Origin of the sequence: Vibrio sp. Evd11, assembly GCF_900382755.1 — a bacterium.
Lineage (GTDB): Bacteria > Pseudomonadota > Gammaproteobacteria > Enterobacterales > Vibrionaceae > Vibrio > Vibrio lentus.
In genome coordinates this window covers 31,830-48,512 of the sequence record NZ_OSDX01000024.1, presented here as the reverse complement: position 1 = coordinate 48,512, position 16,683 = coordinate 31,830, and the positions used below count along the sequence as shown (strand labels likewise).

General features: G+C 43.8%; 20 protein-coding genes. 11 read left to right on the top strand and 9 right to left on the bottom strand.

Annotated features, from left to right (window positions below; genetic code table 11):
* Positions 1–82: 82 nt before the first annotated feature.
* Positions 83–997, top strand: coding sequence for a chemotaxis protein (locus ED652_RS12310; RefSeq protein ID WP_122054991.1), 915 nt, complete (start codon positions 83–85; stop codon positions 995–997).
* Between the two features lie 124 nt (positions 998–1,121).
* On the opposite strand, the gene ED652_RS12305 is transcribed toward ED652_RS12310, so the two are convergent.
* The 4 genes from ED652_RS12305 to hutW form a co-directional block, all read right to left on the bottom strand.
* Positions 1,122–1,664 carry an ATP:cob(I)alamin adenosyltransferase gene (locus tag ED652_RS12305; protein WP_122054990.1) on the bottom strand — a complete coding sequence of 181 codons (543 nt, stop codon included), beginning with the start codon at positions 1,662–1,664 and terminating at the stop codon, positions 1,122–1,124.
* Positions 1,665–1,777: 113 nt separating this feature from the next.
* On the bottom strand, positions 1,778–2,308 hold the full coding sequence (gene hutZ, locus ED652_RS12300) for a heme utilization protein HutZ (protein WP_004731858.1): 531 nt from the start codon (positions 2,306–2,308) through the stop codon (positions 1,778–1,780).
* 141 nt (positions 2,309–2,449) lie between these two features.
* Positions 2,450–2,971, bottom strand: coding sequence for a heme utilization cystosolic carrier protein HutX (gene hutX, locus ED652_RS12295; protein ID WP_029405101.1), 522 nt, complete (start codon positions 2,969–2,971; stop codon positions 2,450–2,452).
* Positions 2,972–3,295: 324 nt separating this feature from the next.
* Positions 3,296–4,705 carry a heme anaerobic degradation radical SAM methyltransferase ChuW/HutW gene (gene hutW / locus ED652_RS12285; RefSeq protein WP_122054988.1) on the bottom strand — a complete coding sequence of 470 codons (1,410 nt, stop codon included), beginning with the start codon at positions 4,703–4,705 and terminating at the stop codon, positions 3,296–3,298.
* A gap of 161 nt (positions 4,706–4,866) precedes the next feature.
* Here hutW and ED652_RS12280 point away from each other — a divergent pair, with 161 nt between their 5' ends.
* The 6 genes from ED652_RS12280 (at position 4,867) to ED652_RS12255 (ending at position 9,775) form a co-directional block, all read left to right on the top strand.
* Positions 4,867–5,667 (top strand): energy transducer TonB, encoded by an 801-nt coding sequence (locus ED652_RS12280; protein WP_122054986.1) that lies wholly within the window; start codon positions 4,867–4,869, stop codon positions 5,665–5,667.
* A 2-nt stretch (positions 5,668–5,669) separates the two neighbouring features.
* A complete protein-coding gene (locus ED652_RS12275; RefSeq protein ID WP_076666931.1) occupies positions 5,670–6,365 on the top strand; it encodes a MotA/TolQ/ExbB proton channel family protein in 696 nt (231 codons plus the stop codon).
* A complete protein-coding gene (locus ED652_RS12270) occupies positions 6,362–6,775 on the top strand; it encodes a biopolymer transporter ExbD (protein ID WP_122054984.1) in 414 nt (137 codons plus the stop codon). Before ED652_RS12275 ends, ED652_RS12270 begins: the two co-directional genes overlap by 4 nt.
* Before the next feature lie 146 nt (positions 6,776–6,921).
* Positions 6,922–7,812, top strand: coding sequence for a hemin ABC transporter substrate-binding protein (locus ED652_RS12265; RefSeq protein ID WP_122054982.1), 891 nt, complete (start codon positions 6,922–6,924; stop codon positions 7,810–7,812).
* 143 nt (positions 7,813–7,955) lie between these two features.
* Positions 7,956–8,993 carry an iron ABC transporter permease gene (locus ED652_RS12260; protein WP_122054981.1) on the top strand — a complete coding sequence of 346 codons (1,038 nt, stop codon included), beginning with the start codon at positions 7,956–7,958 and terminating at the stop codon, positions 8,991–8,993.
* Entirely contained in the window at positions 8,993–9,775 is a 783-nt protein-coding gene (locus tag ED652_RS12255; protein WP_122054979.1) for a heme ABC transporter ATP-binding protein, read from the top strand. The genes ED652_RS12260 and ED652_RS12255 overlap by 1 nt, the downstream gene beginning before the upstream one ends.
* A gap of 406 nt (positions 9,776–10,181) precedes the next feature.
* Here ED652_RS12255 and ED652_RS12250 read toward each other — a convergent pair whose 3' ends face one another.
* Positions 10,182–10,643: a TetR/AcrR family transcriptional regulator gene (locus ED652_RS12250; protein ID WP_017105619.1), complete on the bottom strand. Its 462-nt coding sequence runs from the start codon at positions 10,641–10,643 to the stop codon at positions 10,182–10,184.
* Between the two features lie 531 nt (positions 10,644–11,174).
* Between ED652_RS12250 and ED652_RS12245 the strand changes: the two genes are divergently transcribed.
* Positions 11,175–11,474 (top strand): YfcZ/YiiS family protein, encoded by a 300-nt coding sequence (locus ED652_RS12245; RefSeq protein ID WP_122054977.1) that lies wholly within the window; start codon positions 11,175–11,177, stop codon positions 11,472–11,474.
* A gap of 39 nt (positions 11,475–11,513) precedes the next feature.
* Here the strand turns inward: ED652_RS12245 and ED652_RS12240 are convergent, their stop codons facing one another.
* Positions 11,514–11,813 carry a YnjH family protein gene (locus ED652_RS12240; RefSeq protein WP_122054975.1) on the bottom strand — a complete coding sequence of 100 codons (300 nt, stop codon included), beginning with the start codon at positions 11,811–11,813 and terminating at the stop codon, positions 11,514–11,516.
* A gap of 101 nt (positions 11,814–11,914) precedes the next feature.
* Here ED652_RS12240 and ED652_RS12235 point away from each other — a divergent pair, with 101 nt between their 5' ends.
* Positions 11,915–12,514 (top strand): hypothetical protein, encoded by a 600-nt coding sequence (locus ED652_RS12235; protein WP_122054973.1) that lies wholly within the window; start codon positions 11,915–11,917, stop codon positions 12,512–12,514.
* A gap of 140 nt (positions 12,515–12,654) precedes the next feature.
* Here the strand turns inward: ED652_RS12235 and ED652_RS12230 are convergent, their stop codons facing one another.
* Positions 12,655–13,761: a 1-acyl-sn-glycerol-3-phosphate acyltransferase gene (locus tag ED652_RS12230; protein WP_102560482.1), complete on the bottom strand. Its 1,107-nt coding sequence runs from the start codon at positions 13,759–13,761 to the stop codon at positions 12,655–12,657.
* Positions 13,762–13,936: 175 nt separating this feature from the next.
* Between ED652_RS12230 and ED652_RS12225 the strand changes: the two genes are divergently transcribed.
* Positions 13,937–14,563, top strand: a complete 627-nt coding sequence (locus tag ED652_RS12225) for an AraC family transcriptional regulator (protein WP_122054971.1) — start codon at positions 13,937–13,939, stop codon at positions 14,561–14,563.
* A gap of 103 nt (positions 14,564–14,666) precedes the next feature.
* Here ED652_RS12225 and ED652_RS12220 read toward each other — a convergent pair whose 3' ends face one another.
* The gene (locus tag ED652_RS12220; RefSeq protein ID WP_017109016.1) at positions 14,667–15,155 is read right to left on the bottom strand and encodes a hypothetical protein; all 489 of its coding nucleotides are present in this window, start codon (positions 15,153–15,155) and stop codon (positions 14,667–14,669) included.
* A gap of 22 nt (positions 15,156–15,177) precedes the next feature.
* Positions 15,178–15,699, bottom strand: coding sequence for a nicotinate-nicotinamide nucleotide adenylyltransferase (locus tag ED652_RS12215; RefSeq protein WP_122054970.1), 522 nt, complete (start codon positions 15,697–15,699; stop codon positions 15,178–15,180).
* A gap of 109 nt (positions 15,700–15,808) precedes the next feature.
* On the opposite strand from ED652_RS12215, the gene nadE reads away from it, so the two are divergent.
* The gene (gene nadE, locus ED652_RS12210; protein WP_122054968.1) at positions 15,809–16,639 is read left to right on the top strand and encodes an ammonia-dependent NAD(+) synthetase; all 831 of its coding nucleotides are present in this window, start codon (positions 15,809–15,811) and stop codon (positions 16,637–16,639) included.
* Positions 16,640–16,683: the final 44 nt, after the last annotated feature.

Below are 16,683 nucleotides of genomic sequence, written 5' to 3'. Positions count from 1 at the left end.
ACCGCATAGTGACTTGCTGCGGCTTCCGTTTCCCTTTAAATTAATCATTATAAATTAAGCGCGTATTAAGTAGGATCCTCTTATGGCCAAACCGATCAGTAAAGCGAGTCAGTCTCAGGGAATGTTGATGTTCAAATTATCCCTTACTCAAAGTTTTGCGATTGGCACGCTTAAGGTAAGAGAAATAGTGCCTTTTCAGCCGATGACTCAAATCCCATACTCCCATCATCACGTGATTGGAACGATGACCATCCGCGATCTTACCGTTCCAGTCATTGATATGTCTGCAGCGATTGGTTTTCGCCCTATCACACCCGCAGAGTACCAAGATTGTGTACTCATCGTCACCGATTGCTTAAGAACCGTCGTCGCATTCTTGGTTCGTTCAATTGATAAGATCATTGAATGTGATTGGAAAAGCATTGAATCACCCCCCACCAGTGTCGGTCGTAATGTGTTTGTGACGGGTATTACGCGTTTTGAAGGTCGTATCGTGCAAATGCTCGACGTGGAGTTATTACTTTCTAAGATCTACTCGGCTTATGAAAACGCGCATATTCCAATGCTGACTGATGTCGAAAGGGAACGCCTAAAGGCGCTGAATATCTTATTGGTGGATGATTCTTTGATTGCGCGTAAACAGCTATCAGATGCCTTAGACAGCATCAACATCCCTTACAGCATTTGTAATAACGGCTTAGATGCAATTGACCTGATGCGACGCCAAGCCAGCGTAGGCAATGCGATTGATCTTCTTGTAAGTGATATTGAGATGCCAGGACTGGATGGTTACGAACTTGCGTTTGAAGTGCAAAACGACAGCGCACTGAGTCATGCCTACTGTATTTTACATACCTCACTATCGAGTGAGATCTGTGTCGACCGTGCCAATCAGGTCGGTGCTCATGAAGCACTTGAGAAGTTCAATGCGGGCGAGCTAATCGAAGCCATGCTACGCGGTGCAAAAGTCTTAAACGAAGCCTCTACGGCTGCTTAAATGATATTTTGGAAGCTAAACCTAGCATCATGCTTAATGGTTTAGCTTCTTAGCTTCTTAGCTTCTTAGCTTCTTAGCTTCTTAAGGATTAGACATTAGAAATGAATCAGTTTAGAGCTCTGCCTTACGATTTCTTTGGCATAGAATAGCTCTTACTTACAAATTCCACTTCTTCGACTTCATTGACATGATTGGTTAAAGACGCCAATGCATAGAGTGTGTTTGCCACTAAGTTAGCGTATTTAAAAAGAATCGGGTCTGGCGATTTTTTGCTTTCATGATGTTCAATGCTCACCAATGCTCGCACGACTTTTTTAGCCTGACAACGACATAAGTGAAGCTCGCTGGACACTCGATGCCCACCGGGCAAAACAAACCCTTTGAAACCACCTTCTAGCTGATCGCGAATGTGATGATAATCTTGTTTGAGCTCGACCAATTCAGACTCGGTGATGGCTAATTTCCCACGTACAGAACCATTCAAGTGGTAGAGGTTCGGCTGCAGGCGTTGCAGTATCTCGCGAACCTGAGGCTCCAATTCCAAAGACAGCACCAACCCAACTCGACAACAAAGTTCGTCCGACAGAATCTCAAAATCACAGATAGGACTGTCTTCATAAATAAACGGATAACAGAACTCATCCCAATCTCGACTTACTGGTTTCACGTACCGATCCTTACTCATAAATGTTAATCAAACGCCAATATACCAAACTCTTTGATTTAGACATAAAAAAGCCCTCACATTGGAGGGCTCCTGAAGAAATCGGTTAAACGAGATTACTCGTTAGATACTTTTTTGTGGCCTTCTTGCAGGTGAACGAAATCCACCAGATCATCACCCGACACTTGGTATGCCTGACCAAAGCCTTTTACGAACAGGCCATTTTCTGCTTTAAGGTTGAACAGAGAGAAATCTTGAAGCTGGCTCAGACCATCGATGATCTCGCCGAAACGCTCTTGCATCTGGCCGATCACTTGAGTCCAAAGCTCTGTTTCACGCTCTACAACACTCGCTTGCGCATCAAACGTTAAACGCTTACGTGCGTAAAGCTGCTTCGAGCTCTCTTCGTCTTCAATCATCATCAAAGACACTTGAGGGTTTGCTTTCAAGTTACGAGCATGACGAGCAATATCAGAAATTAGAACAAAGTAACCTTCTTGGTTCTGAACGAAAGGTGCGTAACTTACGTTCGGTCGACCTTCTTCATCAACCGTTGCAAGTTGAAGGGTACGGCGTTCTTGGCGAAATTCTTTAATTTCTGGACCTAGGCGACCTTGTAGACGTTCTTGTTTTACTTGCTGTTCCATGGGTAATTCCTTTATTCACTTTCTCTGATTTATTATGTTTGCTCGAGGTTGAGCGATCATTAGCGAACTAAACGATCCTCGAGCATTTATGTACTGTTTAAGCGAGTAGGCAACCTTAGTTAAGCTTGCCGTTACTTGTGCTTAAGCTTGTTCTTTTAGTGCTTTGAAGCGTTCTACTTGGTCGGCAATAAGCTCACGCTTTTCATTGCGGCCTAGGTAGATCTTAAAAATGTTCTCGCCCGTTTCACTGAAGAAACCGAAGTAATGACTTTCACGACCCATGAACGCCTTGCTCACCAAACCAACATGTTTGATGTTGTCGAGTTTCAGGTGGCCATGAAGCTCGCCCTCTTTGCCCATTAAGTTGTAGTAACCACGAGCGACTTTACCTTTAGGGAAAGGCGCTTTTACTTCGAAGATTGAGCCGAATGAGTGCATAATTGTGGTCACTGGGCCCCAACCAACCAAACCTTCTAGAATCTCTTGAGCACGGCTGCCATCTAGCATCACTGCCATGTCGTTTGGAAAAGCAGCCACTACTTCAACTTCTGAAACGCCTAGCTTCTCAGCAATTGCTGTCGGAAGCAGTTTTGGTTCTTCTTCTAGAATTCGAGCTACGCTTTGTTCTAGAGTTTCTGTCATTTCTAATGTTGTATCTGTCATTGAATATGTGTCCGTATAAACGAGTAATTGACATTAGGGCATGTTGATCTCTCGAGCTGATTTTTGCAGCGAGTTGCTGGGTATTTATACAAGGCAGAGGCTTTGATGTGTAGCTAGCCTACATGAGAAGCCAATAACGTAGTAGAAATGACCAGCAAACGTTGCCCGAAGGGTTCGGCTAAAAGCGTTCTACTCTTTGTTGAGGGAGGTTTGCTTAGAATGACTAGGCTACTTCCCCCTCGCCGCGATTAAAACGCTTTTATCTCGAACAAAATTTAACCTCGAAAGGTCAACACGCCCTAGGTATAAACTAAAAATTCGATATTAAGCGTGCTTTAAACTTGCATGCGGGTGAACGCCTGAACCTGATGCTTTGGGTGCTGGGTGCATCGCTTGATATTCAGCGTTAAGCACTTGAATCACACTCTGAGCGAGGCTTACTGCCCAGAAGCTACCAGCAATAGTGAGGGTCAGATAATCTTCTGAAAGCTCAACCAGACCATTCTTTTCCCAATGTGAGAACAGAGGCTTCAAGTAATCAAACGTGTCTTGCCCCATAAAGGTCGGCAACGTACTTCTTCTAACAAAACCAGAGTCAAAGCCAGCCTTTAATGTCGAGAAGATTGGCTCTAGTGAGCTTTGCTTCGTCATCATGGCAATCGGCAGCTGACCTTGTTTTATAGACTCCATGTAGCTGTCTAAAGTTCGATGTTGCATTACTCCATGGCCACCGATGTTGCCACCAGCACCACAACCAATCGGCAGAACTTCGGCATAAGTTTTCGCTAAGCTGTTGTAAATGCTGCGTTCTCGGTTATCACGAGTCCAGTGATTCACGCTCAGTTGCTTAACCTTATTTTTTGCCATGAACTCGACGCCCGCCAAGTACATACTCGCTTTATCTGGCGTATTCGCTGGTGGTGGAATTTTTCCTTTCTCAACGAGATTAAGCATAGGAGCATTACCCCCAACAATCAGTTGGTAGAGGTCAATACCGTGAGCACCAGTAGACATGTAATCTTCTAAGTCTTGCTGGAACACTTCCATAGACTGATATGGTAATCCGTACAGCAAATCCAGAACGATGGGGGCTTGCTCGGTATGGCTCAAAGCACTGATACGTTCCAACACCACTTCTCGGTCATCTAAGCGCTTAGCACTGCGTCGAACCTGAGTGTTGAAACTTTGAATACCAAATGAAAAGCGATTGAAACCACCTTCAAGCGCACGATCAAACATCTCGTCGCCAAAGCGATTGATGCGTCCTTCCAAGGTCACTTCTACATCGTTTGCTAGTGGGAAATATTGGCGAATAGCCTTGCCTAACTGCTCTACTTGATGAGGAGACAAATCGGTAGGTGTTCCGCCACCAATGTAGACGGCGTGAAATAATCCAGACTGAGCCCAAGGCGTTTTGGCTTTTTGCTTCAACTCAACCATCAGCGCATCGAAATACTCATCGACTAATTTGCGACTTGCCGCATTTTGGAAAAAGTTACAAAACGTACAACGCACACGACAAAAAGGAATATGGATATACAAGCAACGTTTATCCTGTTTTTTTCCTTCACTTAGCATCAGTTCATCAAAGAGCTCCAACTTCTTGCTCGGATCGACCGGAATTGAACTTCCTCCGGCATGTGCCGAATGCTTTTTCGCAAACGCAAAACGAAGCGGATCTGGGCTAGAAACACCCAGGATTGATTCGTCAAATTTATAGATATCAAGACTCATATAATCTCTCTAAACACTTACATAGCAAAGTCTGGAAGACTATTCGCTAAAAACTGAGAGAATCATAAATAGACGCAAATGATAATGCAATTGATAATTGATCTTATTTAGATTCTAAGCAATAATCCGGTACAGATTTTAGATTTGGTAAAGGATTGAATGTGAACGTTCCTAGATATGTTATTGCAGGCGGTGCATCGTTAGTGATTCATGCGGCGCTATTGTTTGTCGCTCAAGAATCCAAAGTATTTGCGATGCCTGCAGGTAGCCAATCGAACACGGTATCGATCAACTTCACGCCTAAGAACACGCCTTCCCCAGCTCAACAAAAAACCATCACAGAGCCGGTTGAACCAGAACCAATCAAAGAAACGGTCTCACAAGCTGAACCTAAACCTGTCGAACCCAAGGCCGTTGAGCCAAAACAAGCCAAACCGACGCCAAAGAAAAAAGCGATCACCAACAAGCCTCAACCCAAGAAAGTAGAGAGAAAGGTTGTTGAAAAGAAACCAGTAACAGAGAAAAAGGTCGTTAAGAAAAAACGCCCAGAACTAAAACCAGTGCCAAAGTCCAAACCAACGCCTCAGCCAGAAAAACTGGCCGACAAGAAAGTCGATAGAAATCTGGCCGAGTCTGCCAACCAGCCTCAGGAAGTAAACCAAGGCGTATCAAACCAAGAGCCCGTATTAGTGACTAAGCCCTCTTTTTCTTCACGCCCGACACCACCGAATTACCCACGCCAAGCTAGACGTCGTGGCGTTGAAGGTGTCGCAACTTATGAGGTCTGGTTAGACGCTGAAGGCAAACAAATTAAACAAGCATTAGTAAATTCATCAGGCGCACTAATGCTCGACAACGCCGCTTTAGACGCCATTAAACAATGGAAATTCTCACCTCACACTGTCAATGGTCGAGCGATTGCTCACCGTGTACAAATACCTGTTCGTTTTAGGTTGGATTAATCATGCAACAAATCAGTTACTTACAAGATCAACTTGGCTTAATGACTTGGCCTCTTCTCATCTGTTCTGCATTAACAGCAATGATCATCGCTGAACGTGTCTTCCAAGTGATGTTAAGCATTGGTGTTGGCAAACGCGCCATTCGTCGCGAGCTCAACCAGATCTCACCAACCAACAGTAAAGAGATTGAAGCACTCGCTCATTCGATTTCAGGTAAACGACCGCTACTGTACAAGGGCGTGTCAATGTTGCTTGCTCACCACTCTTTCTCAAAAGGATTACGTGAAGATGCAGCAGGAATCTGGCTACAAGAAAAACGCCACCAGCTGCATGCAGGTTTAAGACTGCTTGGCTTGATCGGCGTCATCAGCCCGCTGATTGGCCTGCTTGGTACCGTTCTTGGGCTTATTGAGATGTTCAAAGGGGTTGCTGCTACAACCGGCAGTATTACACCGAACGATCTAGCTGACGGCCTTGGCTTAGCAATGAGAACCACAGCGGCAGGCTTGATGATTGCACTTCCTGCGATCTCAGGCGCTCAACTGCTTGGGCTATGGGCCGACCGAGTACTGGCTCAGTTAGAACATACTCTGAACTATGTGAATGTGTGGCTAGAAGGCATGTCGATTCAAACCAATCACTCTGACGAGACTAAAGGCTCATCAGTAAACAAAGTCGGTGATGTGAGCCAAGCATGATTAAAACGCCCCACTCATCTCAAACACAAAGTTTAGCGCCAGATTTAACACCGCTGCTCGACATCATTTTTATCGTGATGGTTTTCCTGCTTCTGACAGCATCGGTGAAGTTGGAGTCATTAGAAGTCGAACTACCAAGCTCTGATATTAAGAACGTTTCTGAAGTTCATAAAGATTCGATCAGCGTCAATATCTTAGATCGCGCACCTTACTGGGCGATTAACGGCAGAGAGTACATCGACTGGGAAAACTTCAAAATTGCATTACTCGAAGAAACAGGTTCAGCGGATAAAAAGCCGATCATCATTGGCGCGGATAAAGCAGCCAACGTTGAGAACCTAGTGAAGTTGCTGTCATTCCTTCAAGAGAATGGAATACCCGCAACCCAATTGCTCACCGAAGATGGCTAGAACAACTCTCTATTTTCATGAGGTTAAGCTCTAGTTACTAAGACCCAATAGCCAGAGCTAGACCTCTATCGATACGAACTCACAATGCGAACGGACTGCTCACTGAGAATCTTCGCGAAACAAATAGATAATATAAAGAAATGATTATGAACAACTTAAAAGTGCTCAACAAATTAAAGACCAAGAGACATCTCCTTTCAGTAGCAGCAATGAGTTTGGTACTGACTGCGCCAACGGCAATGGCCAATGACGTAGAACAACCTCGAATCATAAGTGCAGGCAGTGCCGTTACTGAATTGGTCTTGGCATTAGGCGCTGAAGAGCAGTTAGTGGCGATTGATGTGACCAGCCATTTCCCTCAATCGGAGAATCTGCCGAAGATTGGTTACCACAGAAACTTATCTGCTGAAGGCTTGATTGCCTTAGAACCAACGACACTCATCGGCTCAGATGAGATGGGGCCAGACAATGCGATTTCTCAATTGAAGTCTGTGGGTATCGATGTCGAGATCGTAAACACCGAAGCGAACGTTGAGGGGTTATTAAAGCGTATCGACCAAATCGCAAAGATTACCCATACCGAAGATCACTCAGAACAAGTTAAAGCAGAAGTAAATCAGAAGATTGCGGCACTAAAAGCAAACCAAGTACCCAACAACGAAGCAAAGAAAGTGTTGTTCTTGTTGTTGCATGAAGGTCGCCCTGCGAACGTTGCCGGTGGTGAGACTTCACCAAACGCGATCATTGAATTGGCTGGCGGTGTTAACCCTGCCGCTCAAAGCCTGACGTCATACAAACCACTGTCGATGGAATCACTGGTAGAAATGCAGCCTGATGTCATCTTAGTGAGCGGCCGTAGCTACCAAAAAATGGGCGGCGCTGATGCCATTCTTAAATCGTTACCTATGCTAGCGGCGACGCCAGCAGGCATGAACAAGCAAATCATTACAGTGAAGGGCAGCGCTTTAGTTGGAGGACTTGGTCTTGAAAGCCTTTCTGAAGCGAAGCGATTAAACGCACTTATCTATCCGTTATAACTTGTCTACCCGCTATAACTTATCTACCCGCTATAACTCGACTACCCTATTTCCACTGTTGCTTTCTCAATCCTCATCACCGCCTCGCTTTTCGCAGAGCTGGTGATGAGGATTGAAGCTAGTGATAGACATTGAGGCTCTTTATGTTGCTACGATCCGTCCCACTGAAAACATCGATGTTAGGCCTAGGAGCTACCTTAGTATTCGTCGCGCTGTACTCGATCACTGTTGGGCCAATGAACATTAGCTTGGCTGACAGCGCAGCCAGCCTGCTCCAACCAAATAATGACTTAGCACCTCACATCAATTTGGTGATTCAAGAAATTCGCTTACCCAGAACGATATTGTGCATGCTAATCGGCGCAATTCTCGCTTTGTGTGGCGCGGTTATGCAGGGCTTATTTCGAAATCCACTTGCCGAGCCAGGAATCATCGGCGTGTCTGCCGGAGCCTCATTAGGTGCAGCATTAGCCATCGTGCTTTTCTCTGAGCTTTCACTTCAATACCCCGCTTTCATGAACTTTGCAGCTGTGCCTATATTTGCCTTTCTAGGGGGAGCCTTAACCACGCTGCTCGTTTATAAGATGGGTACAGGCAAATTCGGCACTTCAGTCACCATCATGTTGTTAGCGGGTGTAGCGATCAGTGCACTATCCGGCGCAGGTATTGACTTCTTGAACTTCATTGCTGATGACCAAATGCTGCGTGATCTTTCATTGTGGTCAATGGGTTCATTAGCGGGTGCTAAGTGGTCTGGCATTTTGCTTGCTGCTGTCACGCTCGTTGGATTGTTTGTTATTTTCTATCGTCAAGCTATGTCACTGAACGCGCTGCTACTTGGGGAATCAGAAGCGCAGCATCTTGGTATCCCAGTACAGAAGCTTAAGCGAAGATTGATTCTACTGACGGCCGCAGGCGTTGGCGTTACGGTTAGCCTATCTGGCATGATTGGCTTCATCGGCCTTGTTATCCCTCACTTAGGTCGCATGTTAGCTGGCCCAGATCACCGAATTCTGTTGCCCCTTTCAGCGGTACTAGGTGCATTACTATTAACAGCTGCAGACATGTTCTCACGCGTGGTACTTGCACCAGCAGAGCTACCAGTGGGAATTGTCACTGCGATTATCGGTGCTCCATTCTTCTTGTACCTTCTATTTCAACAGAAAGGGAGAATCCTTTAATGTTTCCTTCAGCGTTAAAAGCGACCGACATCGAAGTGAAGTTCGGTAGTAAAGTGATATTAGATGGTGTTTCTATTGAGATTGAAGCCGGAAAGGTAACCACACTGCTTGGGCCAAATGGCGCAGGGAAAAGCACGCTGCTTAAAGCCTTATGCCAAGAGATTTCGAGCACCGGTGATATTCAATATTTTGGACACACCAAAGACAAGTGGCCTTCTCAAAAGCTGGCAAAGCACTTGGCTATGCTTCCTCAGCATAGTACGTTGACCTTCCCATTTTTGGCGCATGAAGTTGTCGAGCTTGGTGGTATTCCTCTGCAAGAGTCCAACAAAAACCTCACCAGCATCGCTAACCAAAAAATGAATATTGCTGATGTAACCCACCTGAGTGAAAGGCTCTACCCTTCGCTATCTGGCGGTGAAAAGCAGCGTGTTCACTTGGCTCGAGTGCTAACCCAGCTTCACTATTCTGGTGACCAATGTATCTTGATGCTTGATGAACCCACATCAGCACTGGATCTTGCCCACCAGCACAACACCTTAAAGATCGCGAGAGAGTTAGCCGACAACCACAATGCCGCGGTTATCGTAGTTTTGCATGATCTCAACTTAGCCGCGCAGTATTCCGATCGATTAGTGGTATTGAAAGATGGCAATTTGGTGTGCGATGGCAGCCCTTGGGAAGCACTTAAGCCTTCGATGATTGAAGATGTGTACGGCTACACAAGTATTGTAGAAAAGCACCCAACCATGAGCTTCCCTCAAGTTCACCCCGCCCAATAAGTTCGATTTAGGAGCTTCTCATTTTGAGTATTCGTTCCTAATAACAATGACGTCATTCAAAGCCTCGATTTGTTCGAGGCTTTTTATTGGCTCATAGCCCCTCTCTCGCCTTAAACTCAACTTTGTTAGCTACCACAGCAATAACCCCTCAAACGTCTCACTCTGAACGTTTGAGGCTCTAGAAATCAACATTATCAATTGGTGTTCCTTAGCTTTTCGCAATGGAGCGAAAGTATAAGGCGTGAACGTAAGCATATAAAAAGAAAAGAAATAACTCCATTCAACACAAATGCAAAAATTGGTAAAACGGTAAACGTACGGCAGAAAAACGAAAAGAAGTGATAGGAGAAGTGAAATGACAGGCACAAAAAAAGCTCCCTTAGGAGCTTCTTTCATTGTGTGTTGATTATTGGCTCATACGAATCAATGATTTACCAATCAACCACTCTAGTTCTTTACCGCTAGTATCACCAAATTGAGTTTCAGTTAGCTTGTAAAGACGATCAATACCGTTTGCCGCAAACTCATGTGCGCTTTCAGCAGTAACGATATGATGGAAAAGTAAACGTAAGATTGCTAGGAATTCAGCGTCTTCAAGTGCTGTAACCCAGCTAGCAGAGAATGCATCAAGACCATTTTCGAAGTCAATGTGTTCCATGAACATCTTGAAGATTCGACCGTCTAGCGCTGCTGTAAAGTCTGTTTTCTTTGGAAAGTGGTGGCTTATACCTGTACGAGAAACGCCCGTTTGCTGACTCAACGTCGTGTATGACATCTTATCGTAACCCAATCTTAATAGCTGGTCTACAACGGCATCCATGATTTTCTGGATAGTGATTTCTGTATCTTCTTTACTACGCTTTGGCATATTCAGGCTCTTCTCTTTGTAAATCCATCTAACTCAGTCAATTGAAGTCAGAATGCAAATCGTTATCAGCATTATGTGAGCAAGGTGTTTTATCGCAAGTATTTATAACTACATTCACACAAATACTATGTACGAACAATTCGACAGTGACGCCTCTTTGGACGCTTAGTCTAATTATTCTTCGAATAACCACCTTACGATCCTAAGCCAGTAATTTTAAATAACGACTTAGAATATGAAATACCCAACGAAAAATTCATTGTATAAATACCTATCAAGCGATAGATAGTCTTATAAAATCATTCCTGACGCAACTAAGTGAATGATATTCTGACAAATTAATAACATTAATCTTCAGCAAAACATGATCAAGATCACATAGATATTTTGCGCCGCGAATGTTCATATTAATTTCACCTCTATTCAAACAACATAGCATACCAGTGTAAATTAGTTCAAAGATTTTAATTTTTGTAGATACAGATCAAATTGCTCGTTAGAATAACCTCAGATTTTGTAAGAGGATTATTTATGAGCCAAGATGTTGGTAAAAATGATGTATGTGAGGCTTGCGGCTGCGCAGGTGAGATCGGTTTCATCATTAAAGAAGGCGATGAGGTTGCTGAGGTAACTGTTTACGGTAGCTCTAAAGCCCTTATTGAAGCTGAGTTTGCTAAGTACGTTGAGTTAGCTAAGCAAGTGTCTAGCAATGTCGAGTTTGAAGCCTCAGAGATGACAGAAGAGAGCACGGAATTACATGCACGCTTTAAATTTGAAGTCAGTGCTGAGAAGATTATTTTCGAACTTAAGACTCGCTCTCTAGCGCGTTAATTTAAGCACTAATATTCATATCACTAAAAGACGAGTTTATTACTCGTCTTTTTTTATAATTTCAATCCACCCTAGTGCACCATTGGTCTCAAAATCATTTTCAGCCGCACATCGAATCAAAACACCTGAAACTTCAACGACAGCACCAAGACTATATGCCTTATCATCATAATAACAAACTCGTTGCTGTGAACCGCTCTGAGTGACGACGACAGCAGCCTTAGCGGGCGTGGATATTATTTTATTAGCATTCGCTGATACTGAACAAAACACAGAGGTTAAAATCACAAAACCTTTTAGAATTTGACGCTTTATTTCAATCACAGATTCATCTTTCATTGCGCTCTATACCTTTTTACCTACCAACAAATGAGTAAAACACTATGCGAGAATAATTTTTTCATTATAGTGTTAACGTCTCTCGTAATAAGAAGCTTGTTATGATCCGAATAATTGCACTTATTATTGGTTCTTTAACCATAACAAATGTAGCCGCAGAACCACTCGATCAGTATCAAATATTGAACCATCTCGATAATTACGGAAACTTATATTTACGAAATAAACCTTACACGTCGCTTCCGACGGGGTTAGTGGTCGATGGCAACCTCAATATAGAAAATACTGCGATAACACGCCTACCCAAAGGGTTAGAAGTAAACGGTAGCCTTAAAGGCGGTAACAGCCAACTTGCCCGAGTTCCGTCGGGGGTAAAGATTAAAGGCTATGCCGACTTGATTGGCAGCCAAATCACCAGTTGGCCGAGAGGCGTTAGAGTTGGAGGGTTTATTAACCTGACCGATACGCCGCTTCAAAGATTGCCTAACGGTTTTCGAGTGAAAGGCGACCTCAGTGTGATTCGCACTCCTTTGGGGGAGCTCCCGAATGGGATAGTCATTGATGGAGATTTATATATAGGCGGTTCTGCGATTACTGCATTCCCCGATACGATGACAGTAAAAGGAAACATCTACCTCGGAGGTAACACGATTACCACGTGGCCAACCAACTTAGATCTTGGTGGCGCGGTTGCTCGCTAAGTTCAGCCCGACTCATTGGCTATTTAATTTTGGCGTTTAGAGAAAAATACCAACACACAGATACAAAAAAGGAGCCTTAGGCTCCTTTTTCAATTCAATCTCTTGTTGGTTAGCGGCTATGCGCACTAACCAATAGCGACCTAGCCAATGTTCTTCACTGGGTTCGCATAGCTATCGATTAAGTACTGACGAGCACCTTTAGGCAAGCCTGATAACTTTTCTTCAAACTCTTTCTTAACGACTTCTGTAATAGACTCATCATCTTTTTCTGCAGCCAGCAGGTTCACAGGAAAAAGTTTGTAGTTGTCATGGATCTGGCGGTCGATCTCTTCAGCAAGCGCTTCTGGCGTTTCAAAATCTTGCTCGATAACTTGACCGAAGCCGACATGAACACGTCCTTTGTTACCGATGATACCTTGAATGATACTTTCGATATCTTCAAACTCACCTTTTTCGTAACTGCCGTTTACGTCTTTTTCAAAAAGCTCTATGGCTTTCGCTGTATCACACGGATCGTTTTCGTATGAAATAGCCACAGGAACGATCTTCAATGATTTCACGTACTCTGGAAATGCGATTTTTTGCTTACGCCCTTCAACATGGAACATCTTCAGAATTGCTGGCTCTGTGAAATCATTGCCGTCTTTTGCACGACCTTCTTTCTGAGCGATCCAAATAGAGTTACCGGTTTCTAGAGAGTGCTTAATGTACGAAGACAACTGCCCTAGCGCTTTCATCATTTCACGTGGCCCTTTTAGAGAACGCTTTACGATGAAGCTTTTGTTCAGACGCATCAGTTCAGTCGCACATGGCTTCTTCAGCAGGTTGTCACCAATAGCGATACGACAAGTCTGGTGGTTATTTTGATGCAGAGCGTAGTTAACAAGTGCAGGATCCATAGCGATATCACGATGGTTAGAGACAAACAAATAAGCTTGATTCGCATCCAGTGACTCTACGCCAGTGTATGTAACACCATTAGTAGTCTTAGCTAGCGTGTCGCGTAAGTACTTTTTAACTTCAATCTGAATGGATTCAACGCTGGTCAGCTTGCTCCATTTCATTTTCAAGTAAACGCGTAAGATCGGGCTCATTAATGCTTTAAACCAAGACGCATGGTTTGAAAAACGGTAGTGCAGGATCGCACTGATAAATTCTTCATCATTAATAAGACGGTTTAGTGCCGCTGGAATTTCATCATCGCCGTAAGGACGAATATCAACATATGGATCGGTCGGAGAGGTCATTTTTTAATTCATATAATAAATAGCTGGCTCATTCTACGCGTTGTTTTGACTTCTCGCAGCTACAGAACCCATACTTTTGACAAGGTCAGACCAGAAAGATTGAAAATCCCCTGTTATTGTTGGCATTCTTTAAGATTAGCGGTAATCTTGACGTCCCAAAACTAAGGTACTATCTATGAACTTCGCTATTGAATATACATCGGCTTACTTTTCACACTTGGTGATCACACCTCGCAAGAAAGTACTAAAACATAGCCTTGTATCGGTTCAGAGTGGTTTGGTTTTAATAAAGCTCGGTAAACAAGAGTACGCAGTTGAACCCGGTCAAAGTATTTGGGTTCCTTATGACTGCTTAACTTCACTGACCTACTTCCCGAATACACAGGTTAATCGTGTCGATTTTTCGGTTCGTTTGACGGATTCATTCCCAAGACAAGCGGGTTACATCACGCAAACTAACCTCTCTTCGGCGCTACTAGAAAAGCTAGAGCAAACCAAAGCTCGTACTTCCAATGCCAATAATACGGAACAAGCGTTTAAAGATATGCTTTCTGTATTGAAGCAAGAAGTGTTGTCGTTTAAACCACTGCTTTGTGAAAGTGCTCTGTCTCAGCGATTCAATCAGTGGAACATTGATGATTCGAATCTGCCACAAGAACACACCTTGGTGATGGTCATGCGCGAAGCGAAGAAACGCATGCAATCAGGTCAAAAACGTACGCTTGTGATTGATGATTTGTTCTCTGGGAAAGAAGAAGAATTCGAACAACTGTGCATGCTTGTTTTCGGTGAAGATTTATAGCTTGGCGATAGCTAAACAAACCAGATACTAAAAAGCCGCAAAAACTCAGTTTTTGCGGCTTTTTTAATTCTTAGCATTTAAACGTAGATTAATGATTAGCAATCTAGAATGGCAATTCAACCTGCATCATAAGGTCTGCGTCTCGTGAATCATGCCAGCGGTAATCAAAGCGCATACGAGGTTGCCCTTCAACTTTCTCGCCAAAACCGATGCTCAGTTGAAGGCCATGATTCATCAACCACTCTTCAGTCGACATATCATACTGCTCATCTTCAAGATCTTCTGGGAACCACATACCCAAACCAACATAGTTGGATTCAAGGCTCTGAGTTAACAGTGGCGTGTCTTTGCTTTGAAGAACCCAATCAGACCAATAGTCTGGAGCTTCAGGCTCTTCATCACTTAGCCCGCTGATTTCCATCATGCGTTGGCCAAAAGACTCAATACTCGAAGAGAAGTCTAAGCAGCTGTTTTCATCATCAGAAGTCAGCATGATCGAATCTAAACTAAAGAAATCACAATCAGCTTGAGCAGGCATACTGCATGCTGCAATGATCATCGTCGCTGGTATCGCGCGCTTTAGCATAGTCATCAGACCTCTTGAATTAGTGAATTTACATTATTGTATACAGTCCACTGCCTTGCAATATCTTTGTAACTGACTTTGTACTCAGTTTTGCCACATTGCTCCCATTTTGCAAAGCATTGCGAATATCGGTGCTTCGAATTTTGATTTTTTCAGGGCAAGCCATCACAGACCATCGCTCGGTAATCTCATCTGATTTATAGAAAGAAGAAAACTTAAAGAAGTTGTCAGGCCCAATAACGAACGTGAGTTCCGCGTCACGATATAAATTTTGAAGCTCACTCAGCACTGCATAAGTGGTCACGCTTTCACCTGGGGTAAACAAACTCTTTTCGATCAAAGAAAGCTCAACTTGATCCAGTGAAAGATCGCTAATAAATGCGTTAACTAACTGACATCTCGTATCAAAGTCTAGCATCTCTTTTCCCCAAGCATGAGCAATGCTTGGAACGAGTAGAATTTTGTCGAAGTGAGCCAGTGAATCAATCACACTTTTATGACCTAAGCTCGGTGGATTAAACGCACTACCGAAAATGGCTATTTTTTCCATGGTTTATTGCTGCCTTCTCTTTCTAAGCTTGTGCAAAGAGGTTTTTAAATCGGATGATTTAGGTATGATAACACTAGATTTTTAATTTGCTTGCAGGAAAGGAATACGAATGGAACAGTTAATTCGTGACGAAATGCGCGTACTACCTTCTATCGACCCTCACTTTGAAGTGACTCGTCGCGTGGATTTTATCAAAACTAAACTTCAACAATCTGGATGTAAGTCTCTTATCCTAGGTATCAGCGGCGGTGTCGACTCAACGACATGTGGTCGCCTAGCGCAAATGGCCGTTAACAGCCTAAATGAGACGTCTGGCAGCAACGATTATCAATTCATCGCGGTTCGCCTACCTTATGGCGAGCAAAAAGATGAAGACGAAGCACAACTCGCTTTATCTTTCATCGAGCCTTCTCAATCAGTTTCTGTAAACATTAAAGCGGGTGTTGACGGGCTTCACGCAGCTTCTCACGTGGCTTTAGAAGGCACAGGCTTACTACCAACAGATTCTGCAAAAATCGACTTTGTGAAAGGCAATGTGAAAGCTCGTGCTCGCATGATCGCACAATACGAAATTGCTGGTTACGTTGGCGGTCTTGTGATTGGTACTGACCACTCAGCGGAAAACATCACTGGCTTCTACACTAAGCACGGTGACGGCGCATGTGACTTGGCACCACTATTTGGTTTGAACAAACGCCAAGTTCGTGAGCTTGCAGCAACGCTGGGCGCTCCAGAGCAACTTGTTAAGAAAGTACCCACTGCTGATCTAGAAGAGCTTGATCCACAGAAAGCCGATGAAGCAGCCTTAAACCTTTCTTACGATCAAATTGATGATTTCCTTGAAGGTAAAGAAGTGCCTCAAGACGTATCCGATCGCTTAGTAAGCATCTACAAAGCGACACAACACAAACGTCAACCAATCCCAACGATCTACGATTAATTTTTGAATTAGTCTCAGAATCAAAAAGGCCGGAAGCTCATTTG

Bases quoted from the DNA above. Each gene is read 5' to 3' on its own strand.
- ED652_RS12310 (WP_122054991.1), top strand. From the start codon at position 83: ATGGCCAAACCGATCAGTAAAGCGAGTCAGTCTCAGGGAATGTTGATG.
- hutZ (WP_004731858.1), bottom strand. From the start codon at position 2,308: ATGGAACAGCAAGTAAAACAAGAACGTCTACAAGGTCGCCTAGGTCCA.
- hutX (WP_029405101.1), bottom strand. From the start codon at position 2,971: ATGACAGATACAACATTAGAAATGACAGAAACTCTAGAACAAAGCGTA.
- hutW (WP_122054988.1), bottom strand. From the start codon at position 4,705: ATGAGTCTTGATATCTATAAATTTGACGAATCAATCCTGGGTGTTTCT.
- ED652_RS12275 (WP_076666931.1), top strand. From the start codon at position 5,670: ATGCAACAAATCAGTTACTTACAAGATCAACTTGGCTTAATGACTTGG.
- ED652_RS12270 (WP_122054984.1), top strand. From the start codon at position 6,362: ATGATTAAAACGCCCCACTCATCTCAAACACAAAGTTTAGCGCCAGAT.
- ED652_RS12265 (WP_122054982.1), top strand. From the start codon at position 6,922: ATGAACAACTTAAAAGTGCTCAACAAATTAAAGACCAAGAGACATCTC.
- ED652_RS12260 (WP_122054981.1), top strand. From the start codon at position 7,956: ATGTTGCTACGATCCGTCCCACTGAAAACATCGATGTTAGGCCTAGGA.
- ED652_RS12255 (WP_122054979.1), top strand. From the start codon at position 8,993: ATGTTTCCTTCAGCGTTAAAAGCGACCGACATCGAAGTGAAGTTCGGT.
- ED652_RS12250 (WP_017105619.1), bottom strand. From the start codon at position 10,643: ATGCCAAAGCGTAGTAAAGAAGATACAGAAATCACTATCCAGAAAATC.
- ED652_RS12245 (WP_122054977.1), top strand. From the start codon at position 11,175: ATGAGCCAAGATGTTGGTAAAAATGATGTATGTGAGGCTTGCGGCTGC.
- ED652_RS12240 (WP_122054975.1), bottom strand. From the start codon at position 11,813: ATGAAAGATGAATCTGTGATTGAAATAAAGCGTCAAATTCTAAAAGGT.
- ED652_RS12235 (WP_122054973.1), top strand. From the start codon at position 11,915: ATGATCCGAATAATTGCACTTATTATTGGTTCTTTAACCATAACAAAT.
- ED652_RS12230 (WP_102560482.1), bottom strand. From the start codon at position 13,761: ATGACCTCTCCGACCGATCCATATGTTGATATTCGTCCTTACGGCGAT.
- ED652_RS12225 (WP_122054971.1), top strand. From the start codon at position 13,937: ATGAACTTCGCTATTGAATATACATCGGCTTACTTTTCACACTTGGTG.
- ED652_RS12220 (WP_017109016.1), bottom strand. From the start codon at position 15,155: ATGACTATGCTAAAGCGCGCGATACCAGCGACGATGATCATTGCAGCA.
- ED652_RS12215 (WP_122054970.1), bottom strand. From the start codon at position 15,699: ATGGAAAAAATAGCCATTTTCGGTAGTGCGTTTAATCCACCGAGCTTA.
- nadE (WP_122054968.1), top strand. From the start codon at position 15,809: ATGGAACAGTTAATTCGTGACGAAATGCGCGTACTACCTTCTATCGAC.